Consider the following 23646-nt stretch of genomic DNA (forward strand, 5'->3'; position numbering starts at 1 on the left):
CCGAACTACCCGTTCTCTACACCGCGTCAGAACTGATGCAGCATACCCACGTACGCACCGGTTTGCGATTCGCCCACCAGCGGACTCGTATTGTTGCTCGCGTCGCGCGGCGATGCTTCGAGCGAGAAATTCGAGTTGCTGCCATTGCGCACGTAGCCCACGGTGCCGTACAGGAAGGTGCGCTTCGACAGATTGTAGGTGGTGCCGAGCACGTACATCATCGCGTGTCCAGAGGGGTCGTGCGCGGCATCGCCCGAACCGTCGCCGACCTTCACGTAGAAGCCGCCCGCCGTCATGGCCCAGCGCGGCAGAAAGTTGTAAGTGGCGCCGAGCCAGTAGTGATCGGCCGAGTCGGCGACACCGACCGGCGAATCGGGCGCGGAGTAATGCGTGTAGGCGCCCTGGATCTTCACCGCGTCGAAATGCACGTTGACGCCGGCAAAATATTCGCGCGATGCCTGGAAAATGTTGCTGAAGCGGCCATTGTTGTCGCGCAGTTCGTCGTAAATGCCGCGCACGTCGAAGAGCGGCGAGTGATAGGTCAGCATGATGCCGTCCGAGCGGCCGAATTCGCCGGCCGCGCCGCTGTTGAACGCGCCCGCCTGATTGCCGAACGCATATTGCGCCTGCACATCGAAGCCCCAGAATACCGGGCTGTGATACTCGACGTTGTTGCTGGTTTGCTGCCAGTTGCGCCCACGCACGAGCGAGGCCGATGAAAACGCCTGCTGCACGAACGGATCGAATTCCCAGACACCGTCGCTGTCGATAAACAGATTGCGGCCGGCCTGCAACGTGCCCCACTGCTCGCTTTTCAAACCGGCAAAGGCGCGCCGCGACCAGAGCCGCCCGCCGCTCGTCGTGCCGTTCATGACCTGCAAGCCGGTTTCGAGGTTGAAGACCGCACTGAGGCCGCCGCCCAGATCTTCGTTGCCTTTGAGGCCCAGCATGCTGGTGCCCCAGTCGCCGCCTTCGGCGCTCCAGCGGCTCGAACTGCCGCCCGCGCCATTGTTGATGTGATTCAGATATTCCAGGCCGGCGTCGAGGCGGCCATATAAGCTCACGCTGGTTTGACCGTATGCCAGCGGACTTGCCACGGCGAGGGCCGCCATTAATTTTGTATGTAGTCTCATTGTTGTGCCGTCAATTTTTGTGTCCACGCTGCGGGCCAATGCGGACTGCGGATGCTTTTCAACAAGATCGGCGAGAAAGATGTTTGTAAAACCATAGCGCCGGGTCCGACGAACTATAGGCGACAGGCGCTTCATGGCCTATTCGTTTGACGCAATAAATATTTGCCCGGCATGCGCTCGACAAACCTCGCTTGCAAATGGATCGGGAAGATCAAAATACGCTCAAGATAAGATAGTCGGTGATTCGGCCTCAGCCAAATTGCAATGCATGATTCGTTATGGACTATTCAACCTCTGCCATGAATGCAACCGAACTGACCGAAGACGAAAACCTTGGCCTTTACCAGCGCGCCACGGAGAACGGCGCGGAATGGTGGCGCGTCAGCGTGGCCGACCGGCCGGAAAACTATCGGCTCGAACATGGCGTCGACCGTGACGGAGCCCCTGGCGCGGTCGATATCGATCTCGTCGTGGACGCGGAAAATCTGCGCGCGAAGCTGAAGAAATGGCGCCGCGAAGGCTTCGCGATGGATACGGACAACGCCGCGAGCAAGCAGTCCGCAGCCGGCCGGGTCGCCTTCATGCCGGAATTGCAGCGCGTCGCGGCGCGGGCTTCGGCGGCCAGACATCGGCACCGGGAAGGCACCGGCGAGACCGTGCGCATCGGTCATGTGGAGGTGCCGTGCGGCGTCGGCAATCCGCTCGTGCCGCGCATCAATCCGGCCTATCTGTTCTCCGAGCGCTTCAACGACATTGTCGAGGACATCGTCGAGAACCGGCGCGTCATGCTGATCGGCCACACCGGCGCCGGCAAGACCAGCCTGATCGAACAGGTCGCGGCGCGTTCGCGCCACGGCGTGCTGCGCTCGAACATGAACGGACAAACCACCGTCGGCGACTTCGTCGGCTTCTGGACCGTCAAGGGCGGCGAGACGCTGTGGGTCGACGGCGTGCTGCCCACGGCCATGCGCGAGGGGCTCTGGCTGATCGTCGACGAAATCGATTTTGCCGAACCGTCGATTCTCGCCGCCCTCACCGCCGTGCTCGAACCGCACGGCCGCCTTGTGCTGAAGGAAAAAGGCAATGAGATCGTCGCGCCGCATCCGGCCTTCCGCCTGTTCGCCACGGCGAATGCGGTCGGCGCGATGAGTCAGTTCCGCCATCTGTATCAGGGCGCCAATCTGATGAACGAGGCGTTTCTGGATCGCTGGCGCGTGTATCTGCTCGACTATCTGACGCCCGCCGAAGAAGCAGACGTCCTGATCGCCACCCTCGCCCCGCATATGACGCGCGCGCTCGCCACCACGCTCGCCGCGATTGCCGCCGACTGCCGCGCGGCGTTCGCTCGCGAGGATCTCTCGAGCGCGTTCTCCACCCGGCGCCTGCTCGACTGGGCCGACCTGATGCTGCGCACGGGCGATCCCGAACGCGCTGCCGGGCCGGCCCTCTACGCGAAGGTGAGCCCGGAAGACGCCGCGTTGATTCGCGGCATCATTCGTCATCACATCGCGCCGGCGCCGGAAGCGTGAGCGCGATGCATGCAACTCGCGACACCCGCGGCTTCGCATTCGAATCCACGCTCGGCAAGGTCGCCCGTGTACTAACCGGGCAATACGGCGTGACGGTCGTGTTCAGTCCGGACGGCCCGCGCGTGGAGCCGGGCCGCATTGTGATTCCCGACTACGAGTTGCATGGCGAGGTCGAGCGCGACGTGCTGATCGGCTATCTGGATCTGCTGGTGGCGCGCGCCAAACATGCGTCGCTCGCGCAACTCGACGCGCTGCCCGCGGGCGTCGCGGCGAATCTCGCGCAAGTAATCGACGACCGTCGCGTCTGCGCGCAGTTGCTCGACGAATATCCGGGCGCGCGCTGGTTCATCGGCAAGTTGCGCCTGCATGCGGCCGAGCGCGTACGGCAGCGCTGGCCGAAGCTGCACTGGCGCGACCGGCTGGTCTGGCTGGTCGAGCGCGCGATGTGGAACGAACCACCCGCCCCGATCGAAGCGAGCCATGCGCTGCTCGCTGCCTTGCATGCCGCGGAGGATCTGCTGCACGAAGCGCGCGCGAGCCGTTCGACCGCGCAAAGCATCGCGGCGGCGCAGGCGCTGGCGGCGCGCGTGCGCGCGCTGTCGGCGGGTGAGGCGAACAGCATGATGTTCACCGCGGATCCAGTCGAGGACATCGATACGGAAACAGCGGCTTCGTCGTCCGCGCCGCTCGATGGTGACGACGCCGCGTTGCCCGGTCAGGACAGCGCAAATTCGCCGCCGTCCGACCGAAGCGGTGGTGCGCAGACGGACAACGCGGTCGGTATGGGGCAGTCGCTAACGGATGCGCAACAGCCGTCCGCGCGTTCAGATGGCGGAGCCGGAAACGCAACCTCGAACGTATCGCGGGCCACGCTGTCGATTCCGCTCGCCACCGAATTCGACGAAATCCGCGATCTCACGGGCCAGGGCGACAGCGCCGCCTGGCGCGAATTGCGCGCGCAGGCTCGCGCGGAGACCGCGCCGCTGAAGGAAAAGCTCGAACGCGCGCTGAGCGCCGACGAACGCACGCGCTGGCGGCGTGAGCAGGAGCGCGGCGAGATCGATCGCACGGCGCTCGCCAGGCTCGCGACCTCGCCCGGTTACCGCACGCCGTTTCGCACGCAGCGGCCCGCCAAAGGACGCGATGTCGCCGTGACGCTGCTGATCGACCGCAGCGGCTCGATGGCCGGCCGCAAGATCGAACTCGCGCGCCAGTGCGCGGCAGCGTTGTGCGATGCGCTCACGCAACTGTCGTTCGATTGCGAAGTGCTCGGCTATTGCTCGGTCGAATCCGCGCCCATGAAACAGCTCTACGAGCGTCAACTCGCCGGCGGCGCGGATCTGCGGCGCTACAACCGCTTCGTCGAACGGCTCGATCTCAAAGTCTATAAACGCTTCGGCGCAACGGACCTGAGCGGGATCGCCGCGATCGACTGCGGCCACGAGAATCCGGACGGCGAGGCGCTCGCCTGGGCCGCGACGCGCCTTGCCGACCGTCAGGCCGAACGGCGCATTCTGATGATGTTCTCCGACGGTTATCCCTCCACCGGCGACGGCGATCCGCAGGTATTGCGCAGCGATCTGCGCGAGCGCGTCGCGGCCATCGGCAAGCGCGGCATCGAACTGGTGGGAATCGGCGTGCTAACGGACGCGGTCGAGGACTTCTATCCGCACAACGTGGTGGTCAGCCGCCTCGCCGACCTGCCCTCGACCGTGTTCTCGGTGTTGAGTTCGATGCTGCTCACGCGTTGACGCCGCCGCTCGCGCGGTCCACGCAAGTCACACCGCCTGCGGCTTGAACGGATATCGATCGATCACACCGCCGCGCGCCACCACCGCCGTGCTCTCGGGAATCTCTTGCCACCAACCGGGAAGGTCGGCGAGCGGCTCGGACAGCACCAGAAACGCATGCTCGCCGGCGGCCACGATACGTGGATCGTCGGGATACAGCGCGTGCAGATGCTGAAACGACGTGCTGTGAAACAGCGAACGCGACTGCCCCTCGCTCGAATAACGCACGGCGACGATCTGCTCGCCGTCGGTCGCGCACACCGTCATGTTCAACGGCTCTTCCACGCCGTGCTTGCGACCGGTTTCCTCGACGAAGGCCACCATCCGCTCCAGCGCGGTGACGGGCGCCAGTTCCAGACCGAAGCTCAGCGCGAGAAAAAACATCACCTCGGAATCGGTCGAGCCTTCAATGGACGGAAACAGATCCGGGTCGATCGCCAGCATCAGGTCGCGGCGCACGGACGGATAGTTGCGGATCAGCCCGTTGTGCGCGAAAAGCCAGCGCCCATAACGGAACGGATGGCAGTTGGTTTCCTGCGAAGGCGTATCCGTCGCCGCGCGGATATGCGCAACGAACAGCGGCGCGCGGATCGCCCGCGCGGCTTCGCGCAGATTGCGGTCGCTCCACGCCGGCTGGATGCAGCGGTAGCGATACGGGATATCGGTCGGATGGCCGTACCAGCCGATGCCGAAGCCGTCGCCGTTGGTCGTGGTGTGGCCGAGCCGCGAATGCAGGCTCTGGTCGATCAGGGAATGTTTTGCGTTGAACAACACCGTTTCGAGCTGAATCGGGTTGCCGGTATAAGCGAGCCAGCGGCACATGAGGTTCTCTCCTGTCGGGTCCCGTGCAAGAAAATGGCTGTCGGGTACGCATAAGCGCCCCCGGCACAGCGTGCCGCCGGGTGCGCGTCTACTTCGCTACAGGCTGCATCGTCGCGATCGGAATCAGGAATTCGGAGAAGCCGGTCAACATGATCTGCACGCCGATGCACAACAGCAAAAAGGAAGATACACGCATGGCGACCTTGGTGCCTTCCACGCCGAGGTATTTGGCGAACACCACCGCGCGGCTATAAACCAGATACACGGTGACGGCCACTGTCAGCGAGATCACCACCGACGCGATGCTCGAAATCACGAACTCCGAGAGCTTGTGCGTGCGGTTCGCGGTCAGCGCAACGGCGGTCGCAATCGAACCCGGTCCGGTGGTCAACGGAATGGTGAACGGGAAAAACGCTTTCGACATCGCGTTGTCCGCGTCCACCCGCTTGACCGCCGGCTTTTCGGCCGGCTGCGTGTCGGGCGCATTGAGCATCTGCCAGCCGCCCACGGCGACGGCGAGCCCACCGCCAATGCGCAGCGCCTGCATGGAGATGCCGAAAAAATGCAGGATCGGCGTACCGATGAAAAACGCCACCAGCAGCACGCACATCACGTTGATGGCGATCTTGCGGGCGAGCGCGGTGCGCTCCTCCGTGGTCAACGAAGCAGTCCGGTCCAGGAAGACGAATGCAATGCCGATCGGGTTGATGATGCTGATCAACCCGGTAAAGCCAAACAGAATGTCCGAGATCAGACTTTCGACCATATGCGTTCCGTGTCGAGCGACGGCTCGGGCGGCTGCATTGCGCACCCGCCGCGCCGCGCCATGTTGATGAAGCCGGACTCTCTCCGGCGCTCCGGATGTTGCCCGACTGTTGCTTGCGTTGCGTGGCGAGATGATATCGCGCCGCGCCAGCCAAAGCGGTAAAAAGCCAGGCGCCGACGGCGGCGTGCCGCAGCGCTCCACGCTATGCACGCCGCCTTGCAGCGCAGCAACCGTCCCCATAAAGATGCGTCCGCAACTTTCAGAAAGCCTACACTTTTTTGACCAGCTTTACGGGACCGAAGCATCCGGCATACAGTCCCCAGCGAAGCCGCACTTTCAACGAGACGTACTTACCGGTTCGAGGAGTTGCCCCCATGTTGCTTCGTGTACTCGCCGCGCTGCCGTTCATCGGCATTCTGCTCGGTGTTCCGTTTGTGAATCGTGTCGAGCCGCTGATGCTCGGCATGCCGTTCGTGCTGGCCTGGATCGTCATGTGGGTGGTGCTCAGTTCGATCATCATGGCGATCGTCTACCGTCTGGATCCGTCCAACCGTCAGCTCGCCGCCGATGGCGAGGAGGTCAGTTCATGAGTGCACTCGTCATCATTGCGGCCATCACGCTGTTTGCGCTTTACCTCGGGGTGCGCGCCAGGCGCGGCCACGACATGAGCCTCGAGCAATGGACCGTGGGCGGCCGCAGCTTCGGCACCGCCTTCGTGTTCCTGCTGATGGCCGGTGAAATCTATACGACCTTCACCTTTCTTGGCGGCAGCGGCTTTGCTTATGGCAAGGGCGCGCCGGTCTATTACATTCTGGCGTACGGCACGCTCGCGTACATCCTCTCGTACTGGATGCTGCCGCCCATCTGGCGCTACGCGAAGAATCACCGCCTCGTCTCGCAGCCGCACTTCTTCACGCGCAAATACGACAGCCCGGCGCTCGGCACGCTGGTCGCGCTGGTCGGCGTGGCCGCGCTGATTCCCTACCTCGTGCTGCAATTGAAGGGGCTGGGCATTATCGTGGCGACGGCCTCGTACGGCGCGATTTCGTCGACGGCGGCCGTGTGGATCGGCGCCTGTGTCGTGACGGCCTATGTGATCGTCTCCGGCGTGCGCGGCTCCGCGTGGAATTCGGTGGTGAAGGACATGCTGATTCTCGCGATCGTGCTGTTCCTCGGCATCTATCTGCCGCTGCACTATTACGGCGGCTTCGGCGACATGTTCCGCGCCATCGACGCCGCGCGCCCCGGCTTCCTGACCTTCCCGGCCAAGGGCTCGAGCGTGACATGGTTCCAGTCGACCGTGCTGCTGACGGCGCTGGGCTTCTTCATGTGGCCGCATACGTTCGGCTCGATTTTCACCGCGAAAGACGAACGCATTTTCCGTCGCAATGCGATGGTGCTGCCGCTGTATCAGCTGATTCTGCTGTTCGTGTTCTTCGTCGGCTTCGCGGCGACGCTGAAGGTGCCGGGTCTGAAGGGCGGCGACATCGACCTCTCGCTGTTCCGCCTGTCGTTGCAGACCTTCGACCCATGGTTTGTCGGCGTGATCGGCGCGGCCGGGATTCTGACCGCGCTCGTGCCCGGCTCGATGATCCTCACCTCCGCGTCGACGCTGCTCGCCAACGACGTGTATCGCGGCATGGTGAGCCGCAACGCCTCGGACGCCACGGTGGCGAAGCTTGCGCGCTTCCTCGTGCCGGTGGTGGCGCTGGTGGCGGTCGGCTTCACGCTGCAAGGCGGCGAAACCATCGTCGCGCTGCTGCTGATGGGCTACAGCTTCGTGACCCAGCTCTTTCCGGCGGTGATCTGCAGCTTGCGTCCGCATAACCGCGCGACCAAACAAGGCGCGTTTTGCGGGATTCTGGCCGGTGTGGCCGTGGTGGCCGTGACGAGCACGATGCACCTGAGCATCGGCCAGTTGATGCCGTTCCTGCCCGATGCCTTGAAGGACATCAATATCGGCTTCCTGGCGTTGGCGGTGAATATCATCGTGTTCGCGGTGGTGAGCGCGATGACGCAGCCGCGGCCGGTCGAGCAGACGCACGCACCGGTGCATTGATTCAGACTTTGCGGTTTGCGCGGTGAATGAAGGGCTGTCGTTGCGGCGACAGCCCTTTTTATTTTCAGACGCCGCTCCGGCTTCTGGGCCGAGTGTCAAACCTGCACACGAATGAAAAAACCGCGCTACAAGCGGCTGAGCGTCAAGCCAGATAAATAGGCCTTTCAAGCCAAAGACTCGCCCATCCGCACTGCAACACAAACCCACCTCGCCGCCCCTGCAAAACCGCGGACCTCAGGCACACCCCTTGCTGAATAGACGCGTCCGCGAATCCCACCGCACTGTGCAAGTGCAAAAAACCCGTCCTTGGGGGCCACTTTGCCGCTTAACGTTCTTCTCGTCGCTTCCGAAGCCCTGCCGCTCGCCAAGTCCGGCGGCCTCGGCGACATGGTCAGCGCCTATGCCGCCGCGCTGCGCGATGCCGGCGTCGATGTCTCGATCCTGATGCCCGCTTATCCGGCCGCGCTGGAACGCGCGGTCGACGTCGAGCCTGTCGCGCGCATGACCGGCCTGCCCGGCGGCGACGCGCGACTGCTGCGCGGCCAGATGCCCGATACCGGCGTGCCGGTGCTGCTTCTGCAAATGGATCACCTGTTCGCGCGCGAAGGCCTCTATCGCGATCCGCAAGGGCGCGACTATCTGGACAACCTCACGCGCTTCGCCTCGCTCGCGGCAGCGGCCGCGCGCGTCGCGCGCGGCGTGCGCAACGTGAAGCGCCCCCACATCGTGCACGCGCACGATTGGCATGCAGGACTCACGCCGCTGTACCTGCGGCTCGCGGGCGTCGCCGCGAAAAGCGTCTTTACGATTCACAACCTGGCGTTCCAGGGCAATCATCCGCTCGCCATGGGCGGCTGGATCGGCGTGCCGCCTGAATTGCTGGCGCCCGCGCTGTCCGACGAACGCAGCATCGAGTTCTACGGCTCGCTGAGCATGATGAAGGCGGGCATCGTCCATGCGGATCGCGTCACGACGGTCAGCCGACGCTATGCCCGCGAGATCCTGACGCCGCGCTTCGGACACGGCATGGAAGGCGTGTTGCAAGCCCAGGCCGGCAAGCTGTCGGGCATCGTCAACGGTATCGACACGAGCGTGTGGAATCCGGCGACAGACAAACAGATCGCACGCCCCTACTCCGTCGACGACACCGCCGGCAAGCAGGCCTGCAAGCGCGAACTGCAACAGGCCTTCGGTTTGACGCGCGATCCGTTCGCGCCGCTGGTCGCGATCGGCAGCCGTCTGACCGAACAGAAGCTCGCCGATGTCGTCGTGCATGCGCTGCCGGCGCTGCTCGAACGGCATCCCCGGCTGCAGTTCGCGATTCTCGGGCAGGGCGAGCACGGTCTCGAACAGGCGTTGCAGGACGTCGCGGCGGCGTGGCCGGGACGCGTGGGCGTGCAGATCGGCTATGACGAGCGGCGTGCGCACATGCTGCACGCGGGCGCGGACATTCTGCTTCACGGCAGCCGCTTCGAACCGTGCGGACTCACGCAACTCTATGCGATGCGCTACGGCACGATCCCGGTAGCCTCGCGCGTCGGTGGTCTGGCCGATACGATCGTCGACTATGCACCGCACGATCCTCGCGGCGAACATAAGGCGACGGGTTTCCTGTTCGACGGCGAAACCCCGGACGACGTGATGCATGCGCTCGGCCGCGCGCTGGCCGCGTTCGTGCAGCCGTCGTCGTGGCACGTGTTGCAGCGCAATGCGATGAGCCGCGAGTCCGGCTGGGACGCGTCGAGCGCGAACTATCTCGCGTTGTACGCAGATCTGGTCGACGCACGTCCGGCGCTGCGCGATACGCAAGTTCGCAAGAGCCCGGTTCGAGCCCATACGGCGGCCGCCACGGGTGCACGCAGGGAAGAGTTCAACGCGGGCATCGGCGAGATGGCGCGTAGCGCCTGAACGGTTTTGACGCACTCGGGCGCGCTCCGGCGCGCGCGGCACGGTATGCTTGGCGGCCTATCCGTGTTTCGTGGAGTTGCCGATGCAGCCGCCCGTTCTCCGAGTCGCTCGTGCTACCAACAATCTGCGTAAGGTTGCTGATTTCTATACGCGGGGCTTGAGCTTCGAAGTTCTCGCGAGCTTCGAGAATCATGAAGGCTTCGATGGCGTCATCGTCGGACGGCGCGACTGCCACTGGCATATCGAGTTCACCCATCAGCATGGCGTGACCGTCGAACGCGCGCCGACCACCGAGCACCTTCTCGTGCTCTATCTCCCCGAACACGATGCATGGAGCGCGGCCGTCGACCGGCTCGAAGCGCTCGGCGTATCGGCGTGCGCATCGGAGAACCCCTACTGGGACCGTCAAGGCAAAACGTTCGAAGATCCGGACGGGTATCGGATCGTTTTGCAGCAAGCGGCGTGGGTATAAACAGAAGCTGCGCGACAAGCTAATGCCACCGCTGGGCAAGCTGCTGCGTGCGGAAGCTTGCACCGCGAGACCCGTTCCCTGGGCGCTTGCGCATGGGCATCCGCCGGGAACGGGGGTAGACTGTCCGCCGGATCGAAACCGGACCTCAAGCCACTATGCACAGCGACGCCACCCCTTACTTGCTTTACTATTCACCCGGCGCGGCGAGCATGGCTGTGCACTGGATGCTGATCGAACTCGGCCTCTCGTTCGAATCGCAACTGATCGACATCGACGCCGGCCGGCAGCACGACCCGGCGTATCTACGGCTCAATCCCGCGGGACGCGTGCCCACGCTGGTCGTCGACGGCACGCCGCGCCACGAGTCGGCCGCGTTGCTGATGCTGCTGGCCGAGCGGCATCCCGAGGCGGCGCTCGCCCCGGAGCCGGGTTCCGTCAATCGCGCCGCATGGCTCGAAATGATGGTCTATCTCGCCAACACGATTCTGCCCGCCATGCGCGACTGGTTCTATGCGGACTCCGACGGCGACCCTGCCGGCGCCGAAGCGGTTCGCGCGCTGGCCTGCCGTCGTCTCGACGCGGCGTGGGACAAGCTCGATGCCCATCTCGGCGCAAGCCATGACTATCTGATCGGCGACAAGCTCAGCACCGCCGACTTCATGGCCGTCATGCTGATGCGCTGGACTCGCAATATGCCGCGGCCCGCGCTCGGTTGGCCGAATCTCGCACGTTATATCCGACAGCTGCGCGCGCGGCCTTCGTTCATCGAATTGAACGCGCGCGAAGGCCTGACCGAATGGCGTAACGAGGAACAGTGACGCGCGCTTGATCGAGATTGCGCGGGGGCCGGTTTGCTATGGCCTCACTCGCGCGAGCCGTCTTTCGTGTCGCGCAGTCGACTGTCGTGACCGTCTCCGCAGCCCGGCGTCAAGTCGGCCGCTTGCCGATGATCACAATGCCGCGTGAAAGTCCGCTCACGCTATCCACCGCCAACGCGCCCGCGTACAACTGCGCGATCGGCACCCAGACAGCCGGATATTTGTAGCGCGCCACGTCGAGCAGCAACGCGCTGTCGCTAGCCGAATCGTACGCAGCGAGCGGCGACCAATGTCCGCCGCCCGCCTCGCCGATTTCCACGCGCCTGAAATTCAACAGCACGAAGCGGTCGCTGTGGCCCGTGGTCGCGCGCACCAGATCGCGGAACTGGCCGAGCGACAGGTCCGCTGCGTGATATTTCCTGACCTCGACCGGGAAGGAATTCAAAGCCGTGCTGAGCTGATCGAGCGTCATGCCCTCCTGCGAAACCTTGGCGGCGTTGGCCACCTGCGGATCGATGCCGTGGAAGAAATCGTCCTGCGAGAAGAACGGGAAGTCGGGGTACTGCGTCGACTGGGGCCGGCGGATGCCCAATGCGTTGAGCGCCATGACCGAGGTCGCGACGGAGCAATAGGCCTGGTTGCGCTGGGTTTCGAAATACTGCGAGAGGGGCCAGTACGACTGGTTGGAGTTGGAACTCGTTAGCCGCTTCTGGCCGGCCGGCTGCGCCAACGCGACGAGGTTCGGCGGCACTGGCAGCGGGCCGTCGGCCGGACGCGCGGAGGCCTCGCTATTGGGGCGAATAGCGGGCTGAACAGCGGACTGACCGGCAGACTGAATGACGGCCGGCGGAACGGCGGCCTGACTGCTGGCCGGCGGCACCGGCGCACACGCGGTTAGCGCCGCGGCCATAACGGTGACGATCCATTCAGGCCGGCTCAAGCGCCCGATGGCGCGCATCAACGAATATTTGAACATGGATTTTTCCGCTGTGGATGAACCCGGATGACTGCGGCGGCGCCGGCGCGTGCATCGACGCGCGCGTGTAAGCCCCGATTTTGTAACACGAAACAAGACTCGGCGTGCGCGACGGCGCACGCGCTTTGGCCCGCGAAGCGCGCTTCTCCCCTACAATGCTGCAGCATTTTCCCACCGACTCTCGCCCATCACCGGCGAGGTCAACCCCACGGAACCGCTGGTCGGATCATGACAATCCAGTCACCCTGCATCGACATTTGCAAACTCGACGGCGAAACGGGCTTCTGTCTCGGCTGTCTGCGTACGCGCGACGAAATCCGCGCGTGGAAGACCATGAGCGACGACGTGCGTCTCGCGGTCATCAATGAACGGCCAGGCCGGGAAGCGATAATGAAACGGGCGACGGAAGGGGCGCAAGCGGCGCAGCCGGCACCCGAGACTCAAACGTCCTGAGTGCGCCGCTCAATCAACCCGAGCCGCGAACGCGTAACCGTCCTTGCCGCCGCGCTTGACGTGATACATCGCGTCGTCGGCGGCGGCGACGAGGCGCTGATAATCGCTGACGGGATCGGGGTAGCTGGCAATACCGATGCTCGCACGCACCACGCCGATGCCCATCTCCGCGTCGGTCTCGACCACGCACGTTATCAGCCGTCGAGCAATCTCGGCCAATTCATCCACCGTCGAATACTCCCGAATCAGCACCGCGAATTCGTCGCCGCCAATACGCGCGACGATATCCCCTTTGCGTACCGACTCGCGAAAGGACCGCGACACCGCAACCAGGAATTCATCGCCGACGCGGTGACCAAGCGTGTCGTTGACCTGCTTGAAACCGTCCAGATCGACATACAGCACGGCGATCTGGCGAGACGTCGGGCCGGCGTGCAAATTCGCCGCCACCTCGTCGAGCGTGGCGAACAGGTTGCGCCGGTTCGGCAAGCCGGTCAGGGAATCGTGCAACGCCGCGTACTCGAATTCGTGCGATTCGCCCGCCAGTTGACGATTGCGTTTCGCGTACATGCCGAGCGCGGTGAGCAACATGCAGAACAGCAGCGCGGCCAGCGCGATCAACACGTTCGCCACATGGGCAATGCGCAGGCGCACGTCGGCGCCATCGGCATCGCGTTGCGCGCGCCAATACGACTGGATCGTGGCGAGCAACGCATCGGTGCCATTCAGACTGGCATCGGGCGCCAATGCCGATGGCGGCATCCGCGGCGCCGCCGATGGGCTCGCATTCACCAATGCCGCGAGCGACTTCAGGCGATCGGCGAGTTCGATACGTGCATGGCGATAACCTTGCGTTCGCGCCTGGCTGTCGCCGGCTTGCTGCTGCGCTTGCTGCTGCGCGCTTTGCTGCCACACGTCGACGATTGCGCGAGCACTTTCCGCGCGCTCCGCCGCTTCGAGCACGAGGCCGGCGTATTCCTGCTTCAACTGATCGGAAAAGATGGTCCTGATCTGCAACGCGAGATAAAGCAGGCCCACGAGCAGACAAAGCAATGACGCGCCGGCGAGCATGGCGGGAGCGCGTCTGAAGGGGCTCATGAAAGCGCCATCTGAACCGGCGCGCCCGGCACGACGCGGCTCACGGATGGGAATAGATGTCTTGCCGATTTGCGTTGCCATGTTGCCGGTAATTCACACGACGAAAGAAGAGCCCCATGCGGGCGAACAGGTTGTTTTTGTGGCGCGCGTTTTCAGGCGCGCGGCGCTCCTGCGGCGCGGCGCGGCCGTCCTTGCCGGGATGCGACGCGGCGAGCTGCTGCGTCGGTCCAGCGCTGGCGTTCGCGGACCGCCGGGCGGGCGTGGGTGGGGGCGCCGTAGACGCGGACGTGCCGGATGCCGCATTGGCAACACGAACAGGCTGCGCCGCAAAGGCTTTGGCCTTGACCTCGCCGGACCAGGACGCGAACTGCCCGCCCGCTTCCGGATCCGGGCCCGCTGGCGATGCCGCCCCGGTCGCGCCGCTCGTCGCCATTGCCTGTGACGAAGACAGTGCTTGCGGCGACTTGGCCGACGCGATTGCGGCTGGGACCGCAGTCGCACTGGCGTTTTTCGCCATCACAGCCGCCACAGCCGAGTTCGCCGATACACCGTTGCCAAGCGCCCGGCGTGCGCCGGCCATCGCTTCGGCGTATGCCTGCTGATCGTGGTTGAACCAGACGCTATACGCCACCGTGCCCAACACGCCGAGCGCAAGCGCGCTGGCCGTGGCCATGCACATCGCCAGGCGTCCGAACCTCGGCGGCGGCGTGGCGGAATTTGACAGACCGCTCGCCTGGCCGCCGGCATGCTGGCCATCGAGCACCGATTTTGGCGAGTCTGTATCGTTGTACATCGCAATACGCTCCGGAATCCTTACGTTCGGCCGGCAGGCCGACTTTATTCAGACGATTTCAGGTGCATGTAAAGCCGCTCGAAGCACGCAACCTGCCCTTCGCACGACGACATCAACACGGCAATGCTGCGCTTTAAACGCAGTCTTTGCGAGGCAGTTTTGCGCGAAAGAAACATGTAAAGCCTTCCACACCGCGCATTGCTACGCGCAATGTGCGCGAGAGACGCGCCGGGCGCCCTGACAAAACATGCAGGCGCACGCGGCAGGGCTCCGCTCGTGGCTGCGATCATGCGGCCAGCACTTCAGGCACAGTGGAGGTGTCAACGCTTCGGGGATTGCATTTCAAACGCAAGCGCTGTTCCCGACGGCCTGCTTCGCAGCCAGGCCGGTCTTTTCGGAAAGCGTCTGCCTCGGCGACTTGCCGTACCGGCTCCAGCACAAACTGCCGGTCACGCCGTACGCCCGCACGGCATTCTCGGGCGGCAACCAAAAGCACTACTCGGATTTTCCAGTTTATTCGCCTACTGTAGAAGCCGCTGAACAAACCGCTGAAACAGCCTGAGCGCACGCGCTTCGCTTGCCTCGCTTGCCTTGTTCGTGGCGAGGGCGCTCACCCAACCCGGAGATTGTTAATGTCACGCACCATCATGTTTGCGAAAGCCGGTGGCCCTGAAGTGCTCGAATTCATCGAGACGCCGGTGGTCACGCCTGGTCCGCACGAAGTTCGCATCAAGGTCGAGGCCATCGGCCTGAATCGCGCCGAGTCGATGTGGCGCCGCGACGCCTATATCGAGCCCGTCCGGTTTCCCGCGGGACTCGGCTATGAAGCCGCGGGCGTCGTCGAAGCAATCGGCGCCGACGTCGCCGGTATCGCGCCCGGCGACAAGGTCAACGTGATGCCGTCGTTCTCGATGAACCAGTACTTCACGTATGGCGAAGTGATCGTCGTGCCGGACAGCGCGGTCGTGAAGCATCCCGAGTCGCTCTCGTCCGCCGAGGCGGCATCGGTCTGGATGATGTTCGTGACAGCCTACGGCGCGCTGATCGAAGACGCGAAGGTAGGCCCGGGCGACTTCGTCATCGTGCCCGCCGCGTCGAGCAGCGTCGGCCTTGCCGCGATTCAGATCGCCAACTACGCCGGAGCGACGTCGATCGCGCTCACGCGCACTTCGGCGAAACGCGAGCGGCTGCTCGAAGCCGGCGCCGCGCACGTGGTCGCGACAGGCGAAACCGATCTGGCGGCGGAAGTCATGCGCATCACGGACGGCAAAGGCGCACGCGTGGCGTTCGATCCGGTCGGCGGCCCGAGCTTCGCGAAGCTGCTCGCGGCGCTGTCGTTTCAGGGCATCGCCTACATCTATGGCGCGCTGAGCGAGGAAGCCACGACGCTGCCGTTGCTCGACATGATCGCCAAGGTGCTGACCGTGAAGGCCCATAACATCTGGCTGACGAGCGGCGACCCCGTACGGCAGAAGGCCGCGGTGGACTATGTGCTGAAAGGCTTCGCGAGCGGCGCGCTCAAGCCGGTGATCGACCGCACCTTCAGATTCGACGACATGGTGGAGGCGCATCGCTATCTTGAAGAGAACGGCCAGTTCGGCAAGATCGTCGTGACGCTCTAGACCGACCTGGCGGATTCGAGCGCCGGTTCGCCGCGCGTGCAGCGGGAGCGGTTTCGTCGGCGAGGCAGTTTTCCACGAACGCGGTGATCCTGAGCCGCCCTTGCATGCGCACCGGCCCTGGCCGCAGTCTGTAGACGGCTCCTGCAACGCTCACGCTCACTGCACCGTGATCGTCTCCTTCATATTCGGATGAATGCCGCAGAACACCTTGTACACGCCCGGTTTGTCGAACTTGAACTGGTACGTGTCGTTCTGGTCGAGCGCGGCAGAGCGGAACATGCCCGAGTCGTTCACTACCGTGTGCGGCTCGCCATCGAGATTCTTCCACGTCACCGTCGAACCGGCTTTGACCGTCATCTCCATCGGCACGAACATGAAATTCTTGATGGTGACCGTGTTGGGCGTCTCCGCGCGCGCCACGGACAACCCCGACGATGCCGCGAACAGTGCCGAACTCGCGGCCATTGCGAGCAAAACGCGGCGAATTTTTTTAGTTTGCATAACTGATCTCCTGTAATAGAAAAGAACTGACGTTTAAACCAGCGTCGTGTCGTCGAGCGTGGCCTTGAGCGGATGCCGGGCAATCTTGATGCTGGTCACACCGAGCATTTTCGGAAGCTGGTCGCTGGGCACCGTCAATGGTCCAGGGCCGGTGCCGTTGCCGGCGGTCGGCTGCGGATAGGCGGTCGAGCGCGCCGTATGGAACGTGATGTTGCCCTCCACTTTCGACACGATCTGATGGATGTGGCCGTTCAGAACGGTCACCGAGCCGAAGCGTTTCAGATAGCTCATCGCCTGGCCCGCATCGCCGGTGCCCCAGCCCCACGGCTCGTAGATCGTCCACATCGGCATGTGCGCGAACACGACGATCGGCGTGCTGGACGAGCGTCCTTTCAGATCGTTTTCGAGCCACTCGAGTTGTTCGTCGCCGAGGCCGCCCAGGCCGTTGGGCTTGAAATGCATGACGTTGACGAGGCCGATGAAATGCACGCCCTGATGGTCGAAGCTGTAATAGCCCTTATTGTCCGAGGCCTTGCCGAAGCGGCTGAAGTATTCGGTTCCCGGGCCGTCCGTCACGTCGTGCTCGCCGGGCACGGTGTGCAATTCAGTGATATTCAGACCGGACATCAGCTGGGCAGCCAGATCGAACTCCGACGCCTTGGACAGATGCGTGATATCGCCGGTATGAATCGTCAGCGCGGGTTTGACCGGCATCGCGTTGACGTACTCGATGGTCTGTTTCAGCGTGCCCGCCACGTCGGGATTGGCTTCCTTGTTAAAGCCGATGTGCGAGTCGCTGATCTGCAGGAAAAGCGGCACACCGCCTTTTGCGGCGGAGGAATTCTGGTCGGCCGCGAGTGCCAGCTCCACCGGCGTGAGAATGCCGCCCGTCAGAACGAACACCGTGCCGAGACCTCCGAACGCAAGGCATTTGAGTGCGCCGCGCCGCGACGCGTTGAATGAATCATGTGATGACATGTTGACCTCACGTTTAAGAATCGCAGTCGAGCCGTGGATGATCCGGCGGCCCTCGCGAGTCGTTCGTCAGGCATGACCAGGCCGGCGTCGGTTTTATTCCAGCTTCGATCAATGAGTGGATGAAACGCCCTGCGCGCTGATGGATGGACAGAGGGTCTTCCGACGTGGCGGGCGAACGCACGGCCCGCGTCGAGCGTTTGCGCTGCCCAAGCGACTCATGCCTGACAGGCATGCCCGCCAGCTTATAAAGTCTTTTTACTCCGCCCGGAAAGTCACTAAATTGCACTCAAGGCAACGATTCAGGGCCGATCGCAACGCGATCAACCCGCTGCGGCCCGCTTCGCCCCATACCGCAAACACATACCCATCAGGAGTTTGAAATGAGCCAGCCCGTCATTCTGATCACCGGCGCACTCACCGGCATCGGCCGCGCCACTGCTGTCGCTTTCGCCGAAACCGGCGCCCGTCTCGTCGTCTCCGGCCGCCGCGAAGCCGAAGGCAAGGCACTCGAAAAAGAGCTGCGTGAACTCGGCGCGGACGCCCACTTCATCCAGGCTGACGTGCGCCGCGACGAGGAAGTCGCCAACCTCGTCGACCAGACGATCGCGCGCTTCGGCCGCCTCGACGCCGCCGTGAACAACGCCGGCACCGAAGGCCAACCCGGCGCGATCACCAGTCAAACCGTCGAGAGCTACAGCGCGACGTTCGACACCAATGTGCTCGGCACGCTGCTCAGCATGAAGCACGAACTGCGCGTGATGTCGGCGCAAAAGAGCGGCAGCGTGGTGAACGTTTCGTCGACGTACGGTCACGAAGGCGCGGCCTTCGCTTCCGTGTACGCCGGCAGCAAGCATGCGGTGGAAGGCATGACCAAGTCGGCGGCGCTCGAAGTGGCGTCCACCGGCGTGCGGGTCAACGCCGTCGCGCCGGGGCCGACCGATACCGGCATGCTCGACCGTTTCACCGGCACGCCGGAGAACAAAGCCGCGCTCGCCGCCAAGGTGCCGCTCGGCCGGGTCGGCCAGCCGGTCGATGTGGCGCGTGCCATCGTGTTCCTGGCATCGGAAGCGGCCTCGTTCGTCACGGGACAGATCGTGACCGTCGACGGCGGCAAGACGGCCGGCTGATCCTCGGCCGATCGCAGCGGCGCGCGCGGCCAAGAGCGGGCGCCGCGAAGCATCATTCAAAGGACTAACAACATGACTACCGAAACATTGACGCTTTACCATTCCACTGCGTCGCCTAACTCGCGGCGCGTACGCATCTTTCTCGCTGAAAAAGGTGTGACGGTCACGCTCGCGGCGGTCGACCTCGGCAACCGCGAACAGCACGGCGACGCCTATCGCGCGATCAATCCCCGGCGCGTGGTGCCGACGCTGGTGCTCGAAGACGGCACGTCGATCGGAGAGGTGCCCGCCATCCAGCGCTACATTGAAGACGTCTATCCCGCCACACCGCTATTCGGCACCGCGCCGAAAGACAAGGCGCTGATCACGATGTGGGAACGACGCGCGGAACAGGAGGGATTTGCCTCGGTGATGGAAGCGATCCGCAACACCGCGCCCGGTTTGAAGGGCCGCGCGATTGCCGGCCCGCATGACTACGAGCAGATTGCTGCGCTCGCCGAGCGCAGCCGGCAACGGGCCGCTCATTTCCTGGCGGACCTCGACGAGCATCTGAAACACTCCGCGTTCGTGGCGGGCGAGCGCTTCTCGGTTGCCGACATCACCGCGCTCGTGACGATCGACTTCGCCGCCAAAGCAATCGACATGCAAGTGCCGGCTAAGCTGGAATCGCTCAGGCGGTGGTACGACACAGTGTCCTCGCGACCCAGCGCTACGGCGTGACTTGTGGCGGCATCTGAAGCGGCATCTGAAGCGGCATGAAAACAGCGGCCCGCATCGCTGCAACACGATGCGGGCCGCTGGACTACCCGGTACGGCCGCTTATTGGCCTTGCTGCGCCTGCGGCTTCAGTTTGAACTTGCCCTGATAGCGGATCGTCGGACGCTGCGACTGCGTGGTCGGCGCCGTCATCAGCAACTGGCGCGCAAGCGGTGTCGCCGCCGGGCTCAGCGAGCCGATACTGGTGACGCGCGACGGATCCGCGAGACCGTTGTTCACGAGCAGCTTCGCTTCGAGTTGCAGACTGGTCAGCAGGACCGGATCCTTCAGCGCACTACCCTGCGCGAGCAACTGGCTCCACGCGTTGTTGCTGTAGTTGGTCACGTAGTAATCGAGACCGCTCGGATCGGCGAGCACAGCGGAACAGCCGTTCAGACGCACCTGCGTTTGCGTGTCCTTCATCGCCAACGTCTTGCGCGACGTGAGGCCGTCGCCGTACGCGAGCGTCAACGGAATGGTCCACTGGGTGCCCGGATACTGATTCTGATTCGGGAACGGCGACTGTTTCAGCGTGACCACCGTCTGGTTGGTCGTCAGATCGCACTGGGTGTCGAGCGTGATCAGCGGCACGCCTGTTTGCCGCACGAAGCTGTCGCCGATCGCCACCATCGGCTGCCCACTCGCTTTCGACAGTTCGTCCCACAAACGCCTGGGCGTAACGTTGCCGAGCGAATAGTCGGCGAGATATGACTGCAGGCCCTTGCGCATCACTTCTTCACCCAGGTAGTTCTCCAGCATCTTCAGCACGTGACCGCCTTTGTCGTACGTGAAGGCGCTCGCGCTCAGCACGAAGTCGTTCGACGCCCAGCCGTTGAAGTTCGGCTGCACCGGGAACGCCGTGGACTTCAGGTCGGCGTTGATCACCGCGTACTTGTTCTTCACGTCGTCGACCCAGCTGAAACGGTCCGGGAAGAAACGCACCTTGGTTTTGTTCTCGAAGAACGTCGCGAACGACTCGTTTAGCCAGACGTCGTCCCACCAGTCGAGCGTGACCAGATCGCCGAACCATTGGTGCGCGGCTTCATGCGTGAGCACCGTCACGCCGTAGTCGGACATGGTCGTGCCCGGTGCCGGCAGAATGTCATCGGCGAATTCAAGAATGGCGCCCCAGTTCTCCATGCCGCCGAAGTTCAGGTCCTTCTGCTCCTTGAACGCGTCGTTGGCCGCGATCGTGTCGAACTTGGTGAGAGGCAGCGGAATGCCCGTGTAGCGATAGTAGTAATCGAGTGCCTGCTTGGTTTGCTGCATGGCCGGTTTGGCCCAGTCACGCATGCCGGGCGGCGTGAAAATCCGCAGATGCAGACCTTTGCCGTCGGGCAGCGGGCTCGTGAAGTCGTCTTCGAGAATGTCGAACTGGCCGCCGCCGAAGAACAGCAGATACGACGGCATGGGCGGTGTTTTCTCGAACGACACCAGCTTGTAGCCGCTATCCACGTTCACCGCCGGTTTCTCGGCCGCGTTCGAGACCACGTTCCAGTTCTGCGGGACCTCCGCGCTCACCTCGTAGGTGGGCCGGAAAGCCGGCTCGTCCCAGCCGGGGAACCATTGGCGCGCGAGGTTCGATTCGCCTTGCGTGAGGATCGCGCCGCTCGTCGTGCCGTCGGTCGACTTCAGGTCGACGCGGAATACGCCTTCAGCCGCGGAGCAACCCGGATAGGGATCGTCGCCGCAACTGCCGCCGGTCTTCGCGACCGGATCGTCATAGGTCTTGAAGTTGATGATCCCGCTCCACTCCATGTGCAGCGAGTAGTTGCCGGCGGCGATCTGCCCGCTCGCGGGGCGCAGTTGATAGAAGTCGCCGTCGTCCTGCGGCGTGGCGATCAACGGAATGTTGCCCGGCTGAAGCGAGATGGTGCCGTTGGTGAACTTGACCCGGTGCCCGGCGATCGTGATCGCGTTGACGGCCTTCTGCACCTTGATCTGCACGTCGGCGCGGCCGTCGAACGAAGACAGCGCGGGGTTCGGCCGGAACCATAGCTTGTAGTTGAGCGGCGTCACCGTGTCCGGCAACTCGACCGGCGGCACCGTCTTGTTGATCGAGGTGTCGGCCACGACCGGCGCGGCGGGTGGGACCAGCGCCACTTCGGACGCGCCTGACGCGGCCGCGGGCGCCTGCCCGGATTTGCTCGTCAAGGCAGACGAGCCGTCGCTGCCGCCGCATCCCGCCAGAATCGCAACTCCGGCTAATGCGAGGCACTGCATCTGCAATCGGAAATTTATACGCATGATTTAATCCTCGACTGACAATATCGGCAAAAGAAAGTGCGTTGAGTGCTTAAGCTGGATTTCTCTTTTTTTCAGCGACAAAGGTCTCCCGCACTAGCACCGAATTGCTAGCGAGAATAAAAAGACGTGTTGGCGCCTCAGCACTTGCGGCTGATTTTAAAATTGCGACACACGTTTATTACAATGCTTTCATTTCGACAGACCTGGGTATTTTCCCGGGCTGTTATTCGATCGTCCGGCTGATCGGCAAAGCGGCGGCTTACCTGCGTCTCCGGGCAGGTGGATTAAACTAGATCAGTTTTTTGACGACAGTGCGTAGCCTAGTTTGGCAAACGTTCCCGTGTCAACTTCCTTTCACAAACTTTCTTTCACTCGCGCGATGCGTATGCAAATCGAATGGCATCGGTAATGAAGCCGAGTTAATCCTCTAAGAATTGCAATAGCGCGCATGACTACGGGAAACTTTATTTTTCTTTGCGATAGAGTGTGCTATAACGCGAGGGCTTAAGCGAATAACCTCGAATGAGGTTTTAATTTGAACTAGCTGGAGAGTTCACCAGGAATTAGCGCGAATAAATACCCAAACAATCGGCTAACCATTCACCGCTGCCACGATTCGTGCGCACATCGCCTTGCCGGGTAACGGGCCCGAACCGGCTCGAACATTGTCCGCCATGTATTGCGGACGCCCCGTGCCGGGAATCACGACCGTCACCGCCGGCTGCGCGAGCACGAACTTCAGAAGAATCTGCGCCCAGCTCGTGCAGCCGATTTCCCCTGCCCACGCAGGCAGCGGCGTTTTGCCGACGCGTGCCAGCAGGCCGCCGCCACCGAAGGGCTGATTGATCACGACCCCAATGCCCAAGTCCGCCGCGAGCGGCAAGATACGCGCTTCGGCGGCGCGGTCGTCCGCGGCGTAATTGATCTGCACTAAGTCGGGTTTCTCGCTGCGCATGACGGACGCCACGTCGTCGAATGCGCTCGACGTGTAGTGCGTGATGCCGATGTAACGAATCCGGCCGCGCGCTTTCCAGTCGCGCAGCGTGGCGATTTGCGTGCGCCAGTCGAGCAGATTGTGAACCTGCATCAGATCGATGCGCGGCTGCTGAAAGCGGCGCAGCGATTCCTCCATCTGCGCGATGCCCGCCTCGCGTCCCTCGGTCCAGACCTTGGTGGCGACGAAGGCTTTGTTGTGCGCATCCAGTTGCGTGAGCAGCGCGCCGGCCACCGCTTCCGACGAGCCGTACATCGGCGATGAATCGATCACCGAGCCACCCGCTGCGAACAGAATGCGCAGCACGTCGGCGAGCTGCGCGCGGCCGGCGGGATCGGTGCCGACATCGAAGGTGCGCCAGGTGCCGCAGCCGACCACGGGCAAGCGTTCGCCCGTGGCGGGAATCACGCGTTGCGACATGCGTGGGAGCGGTGGGGCGGCGGATTCGGTTTGCGACTGAGGCGTTGGCGAGCCAGGTGTTGGCGATGACGTTTGGGTTGGCGTTTGGGTTGGCGTTTGGGTTGGCGTTTGGGTTGGCGTTTGGGTTGGCGTTTGGGTTGGCGTTTGGGTTGGCGTTTGAGCCGCCGCCATGCGCGGCAATGCGAGCGACGCCGACAAGCCGATCGCTGTATGACCAGCCGTGCGCAGAAAACGGCGTCTGCCCGCACTCTCAGCAGCGTTTTTCGACAAAAGTGCCATGACGTACCCCCGATTCGCACGCAGTACAGTGACTTCGTACGATACGGCAAATCGGCACAGCACGTCGATGCGACTCAAAGCGACTTGCCTCGACGATCGCAGGTC

At 63.4% G+C, this 23646-nt stretch carries 21 protein-coding genes; 11 read left to right on the plus strand and 10 right to left on the minus strand.

Annotated elements, in window-relative coordinates; genetic code table 11:
- Positions 1 to 26: 26 nt before the first annotated feature.
- Positions 27 to 1112, minus strand: coding sequence for a porin (locus B0G71_RS24840; RefSeq protein WP_116144971.1), 1086 nt, complete (start codon positions 1110 to 1112; stop codon positions 27 to 29).
- A 320-nt stretch (positions 1113 to 1432) separates the two neighbouring features.
- Between B0G71_RS24840 and B0G71_RS24845 the strand changes: the two genes are divergently transcribed.
- Together B0G71_RS24845 and B0G71_RS24850 are read left to right on the plus strand one after the other, a co-directional pair.
- Positions 1433 to 2662 (plus strand): AAA family ATPase, encoded by a 1230-nt coding sequence (locus tag B0G71_RS24845; RefSeq protein ID WP_116144974.1) that lies wholly within the window; start codon positions 1433 to 1435, stop codon positions 2660 to 2662.
- Positions 2663 to 2667: 5 nt separating this feature from the next.
- Positions 2668 to 4413 (plus strand): cobaltochelatase CobT-related protein, encoded by a 1746-nt coding sequence (locus B0G71_RS24850; RefSeq protein ID WP_116148863.1) that lies wholly within the window; start codon positions 2668 to 2670, stop codon positions 4411 to 4413.
- Between the two features lie 27 nt (positions 4414 to 4440).
- Here the strand turns inward: B0G71_RS24850 and B0G71_RS24855 are convergent, their stop codons facing one another.
- Positions 4441 to 5274 carry a class II glutamine amidotransferase gene (locus B0G71_RS24855; RefSeq protein ID WP_116144976.1) on the minus strand — a complete coding sequence of 278 codons (834 nt, stop codon included), beginning with the start codon at positions 5272 to 5274 and terminating at the stop codon, positions 4441 to 4443.
- Between the two features lie 88 nt (positions 5275 to 5362).
- Positions 5363 to 6040 carry a MarC family protein gene (locus B0G71_RS24860; protein ID WP_106278405.1) on the minus strand — a complete coding sequence of 226 codons (678 nt, stop codon included), beginning with the start codon at positions 6038 to 6040 and terminating at the stop codon, positions 5363 to 5365.
- A 374-nt stretch (positions 6041 to 6414) separates the two neighbouring features.
- Here B0G71_RS24860 and B0G71_RS24865 point away from each other — a divergent pair, with 374 nt between their 5' ends.
- The 5 genes from B0G71_RS24865 (at position 6415) to B0G71_RS24885 (ending at position 11297) form a co-directional block, all read left to right on the plus strand.
- Positions 6415 to 6630: a DUF3311 domain-containing protein gene (locus B0G71_RS24865; RefSeq protein ID WP_116144978.1), complete on the plus strand. Its 216-nt coding sequence runs from the start codon at positions 6415 to 6417 to the stop codon at positions 6628 to 6630.
- Positions 6627 to 8099, plus strand: a complete 1473-nt coding sequence (locus B0G71_RS24870) for a sodium:solute symporter (protein ID WP_116144980.1) — start codon at positions 6627 to 6629, stop codon at positions 8097 to 8099. Before B0G71_RS24865 ends, B0G71_RS24870 begins: the two co-directional genes overlap by 4 nt.
- 318 nt (positions 8100 to 8417) lie before the next feature.
- Positions 8418 to 10007 (plus strand): glycogen synthase GlgA, encoded by a 1590-nt coding sequence (gene glgA / locus B0G71_RS24875; protein WP_116144982.1) that lies wholly within the window; start codon positions 8418 to 8420, stop codon positions 10005 to 10007.
- An 82-nt stretch (positions 10008 to 10089) separates the two neighbouring features.
- Positions 10090 to 10479 carry a VOC family protein gene (locus tag B0G71_RS24880; RefSeq protein WP_116144984.1) on the plus strand — a complete coding sequence of 130 codons (390 nt, stop codon included), beginning with the start codon at positions 10090 to 10092 and terminating at the stop codon, positions 10477 to 10479.
- A 155-nt stretch (positions 10480 to 10634) separates the two neighbouring features.
- Positions 10635 to 11297, plus strand: a complete 663-nt coding sequence (locus tag B0G71_RS24885; protein WP_116144986.1) for a glutathione S-transferase family protein — start codon at positions 10635 to 10637, stop codon at positions 11295 to 11297.
- A gap of 109 nt (positions 11298 to 11406) precedes the next feature.
- On the opposite strand, the gene B0G71_RS24890 is transcribed toward B0G71_RS24885, so the two are convergent.
- Positions 11407 to 12273, minus strand: coding sequence for a phytochelatin synthase family protein (locus B0G71_RS24890; RefSeq protein WP_116144988.1), 867 nt, complete (start codon positions 12271 to 12273; stop codon positions 11407 to 11409).
- A gap of 228 nt (positions 12274 to 12501) precedes the next feature.
- On the opposite strand from B0G71_RS24890, the gene B0G71_RS24895 reads away from it, so the two are divergent.
- Positions 12502 to 12726 carry a DUF1289 domain-containing protein gene (locus B0G71_RS24895; protein ID WP_116144990.1) on the plus strand — a complete coding sequence of 75 codons (225 nt, stop codon included), beginning with the start codon at positions 12502 to 12504 and terminating at the stop codon, positions 12724 to 12726.
- A gap of 9 nt (positions 12727 to 12735) precedes the next feature.
- On the opposite strand, the gene B0G71_RS24900 is transcribed toward B0G71_RS24895, so the two are convergent.
- Together B0G71_RS24900 and B0G71_RS24905 are read right to left on the minus strand one after the other, a co-directional pair.
- The gene (locus B0G71_RS24900; RefSeq protein ID WP_116144992.1) at positions 12736 to 13824 is read right to left on the minus strand and encodes a diguanylate cyclase; all 1089 of its coding nucleotides are present in this window, start codon (positions 13822 to 13824) and stop codon (positions 12736 to 12738) included.
- 40 nt (positions 13825 to 13864) lie between these two features.
- Positions 13865 to 14617, minus strand: coding sequence for a hypothetical protein (locus B0G71_RS24905; protein WP_116144994.1), 753 nt, complete (start codon positions 14615 to 14617; stop codon positions 13865 to 13867).
- 632 nt (positions 14618 to 15249) lie between these two features.
- Here B0G71_RS24905 and B0G71_RS24915 point away from each other — a divergent pair.
- A complete protein-coding gene (locus B0G71_RS24915; RefSeq protein WP_116144996.1) occupies positions 15250 to 16239 on the plus strand; it encodes a zinc-dependent alcohol dehydrogenase family protein in 990 nt (329 codons plus the stop codon).
- A 156-nt stretch (positions 16240 to 16395) separates the two neighbouring features.
- On the opposite strand, the gene B0G71_RS24920 is transcribed toward B0G71_RS24915, so the two are convergent.
- A complete protein-coding gene (locus B0G71_RS24920) occupies positions 16396 to 16740 on the minus strand; it encodes a cupredoxin domain-containing protein (protein WP_116144998.1) in 345 nt (114 codons plus the stop codon).
- A gap of 33 nt (positions 16741 to 16773) precedes the next feature.
- Positions 16774 to 17718, minus strand: a complete 945-nt coding sequence (locus B0G71_RS24925; protein ID WP_116145000.1) for a metallophosphoesterase — start codon at positions 17716 to 17718, stop codon at positions 16774 to 16776.
- A 380-nt stretch (positions 17719 to 18098) separates the two neighbouring features.
- Here B0G71_RS24925 and B0G71_RS24930 point away from each other — a divergent pair, with 380 nt between their 5' ends.
- Together B0G71_RS24930 and B0G71_RS24935 are read left to right on the plus strand one after the other, a co-directional pair.
- Positions 18099 to 18845, plus strand: a complete 747-nt coding sequence (locus B0G71_RS24930; RefSeq protein ID WP_116145002.1) for an SDR family NAD(P)-dependent oxidoreductase — start codon at positions 18099 to 18101, stop codon at positions 18843 to 18845.
- A 72-nt stretch (positions 18846 to 18917) separates the two neighbouring features.
- Positions 18918 to 19565, plus strand: a complete 648-nt coding sequence (locus tag B0G71_RS24935; protein ID WP_116145004.1) for a glutathione S-transferase family protein — start codon at positions 18918 to 18920, stop codon at positions 19563 to 19565.
- 99 nt (positions 19566 to 19664) lie between these two features.
- Here the strand turns inward: B0G71_RS24935 and B0G71_RS24940 are convergent, their stop codons facing one another.
- The gene (locus B0G71_RS24940) at positions 19665 to 21848 is read right to left on the minus strand and encodes a M1 family metallopeptidase (RefSeq protein ID WP_116145006.1); all 2184 of its coding nucleotides are present in this window, start codon (positions 21846 to 21848) and stop codon (positions 19665 to 19667) included.
- 592 nt (positions 21849 to 22440) lie between these two features.
- The gene (locus tag B0G71_RS24945) at positions 22441 to 23541 is read right to left on the minus strand and encodes an aldo/keto reductase (RefSeq protein WP_116145008.1); all 1101 of its coding nucleotides are present in this window, start codon (positions 23539 to 23541) and stop codon (positions 22441 to 22443) included.
- Positions 23542 to 23646: the final 105 nt, after the last annotated feature.

The organism is Paraburkholderia sp. BL27I4N3 (assembly GCF_003386115.1).
Classification (GTDB): domain Bacteria; phylum Pseudomonadota; class Gammaproteobacteria; order Burkholderiales; family Burkholderiaceae; genus Paraburkholderia.

Coding starts and splice junctions, on each gene's coding strand:
- B0G71_RS24840 (WP_116144971.1), bottom strand. CDS start 1,112: ATGGCGGCCCTCGCCGTGGCAAGTCCGCTGGCATACGGTCAAACCAGC.
- B0G71_RS24845 (WP_116144974.1), top strand. CDS start 1,433: ATGAATGCAACCGAACTGACCGAAGACGAAAACCTTGGCCTTTACCAG.
- B0G71_RS24850 (WP_116148863.1), top strand. CDS start 2,668: ATGCATGCAACTCGCGACACCCGCGGCTTCGCATTCGAATCCACGCTC.
- B0G71_RS24855 (WP_116144976.1), bottom strand. CDS start 5,274: ATGTGCCGCTGGCTCGCTTATACCGGCAACCCGATTCAGCTCGAAACG.
- B0G71_RS24860 (WP_106278405.1), bottom strand. CDS start 6,040: ATGGTCGAAAGTCTGATCTCGGACATTCTGTTTGGCTTTACCGGGTTG.
- B0G71_RS24865 (WP_116144978.1), top strand. CDS start 6,415: ATGTTGCTTCGTGTACTCGCCGCGCTGCCGTTCATCGGCATTCTGCTC.
- B0G71_RS24870 (WP_116144980.1), top strand. CDS start 6,627: ATGAGTGCACTCGTCATCATTGCGGCCATCACGCTGTTTGCGCTTTAC.
- B0G71_RS24880 (WP_116144984.1), top strand. CDS start 10,090: ATGCAGCCGCCCGTTCTCCGAGTCGCTCGTGCTACCAACAATCTGCGT.
- B0G71_RS24885 (WP_116144986.1), top strand. CDS start 10,635: ATGCACAGCGACGCCACCCCTTACTTGCTTTACTATTCACCCGGCGCG.
- B0G71_RS24890 (WP_116144988.1), bottom strand. CDS start 12,273: ATGTTCAAATATTCGTTGATGCGCGCCATCGGGCGCTTGAGCCGGCCT.
- B0G71_RS24895 (WP_116144990.1), top strand. CDS start 12,502: ATGACAATCCAGTCACCCTGCATCGACATTTGCAAACTCGACGGCGAA.
- B0G71_RS24900 (WP_116144992.1), bottom strand. CDS start 13,824: ATGAGCCCCTTCAGACGCGCTCCCGCCATGCTCGCCGGCGCGTCATTG.
- B0G71_RS24905 (WP_116144994.1), bottom strand. CDS start 14,617: ATGTACAACGATACAGACTCGCCAAAATCGGTGCTCGATGGCCAGCAT.
- B0G71_RS24915 (WP_116144996.1), top strand. CDS start 15,250: ATGTCACGCACCATCATGTTTGCGAAAGCCGGTGGCCCTGAAGTGCTC.
- B0G71_RS24920 (WP_116144998.1), bottom strand. CDS start 16,740: ATGCAAACTAAAAAAATTCGCCGCGTTTTGCTCGCAATGGCCGCGAGT.
- B0G71_RS24925 (WP_116145000.1), bottom strand. CDS start 17,718: ATGTCATCACATGATTCATTCAACGCGTCGCGGCGCGGCGCACTCAAA.
- B0G71_RS24930 (WP_116145002.1), top strand. CDS start 18,099: ATGAGCCAGCCCGTCATTCTGATCACCGGCGCACTCACCGGCATCGGC.
- B0G71_RS24935 (WP_116145004.1), top strand. CDS start 18,918: ATGACTACCGAAACATTGACGCTTTACCATTCCACTGCGTCGCCTAAC.
- B0G71_RS24940 (WP_116145006.1), bottom strand. CDS start 21,848: ATGCGTATAAATTTCCGATTGCAGATGCAGTGCCTCGCATTAGCCGGA.
- B0G71_RS24945 (WP_116145008.1), bottom strand. CDS start 23,541: ATGGCACTTTTGTCGAAAAACGCTGCTGAGAGTGCGGGCAGACGCCGT.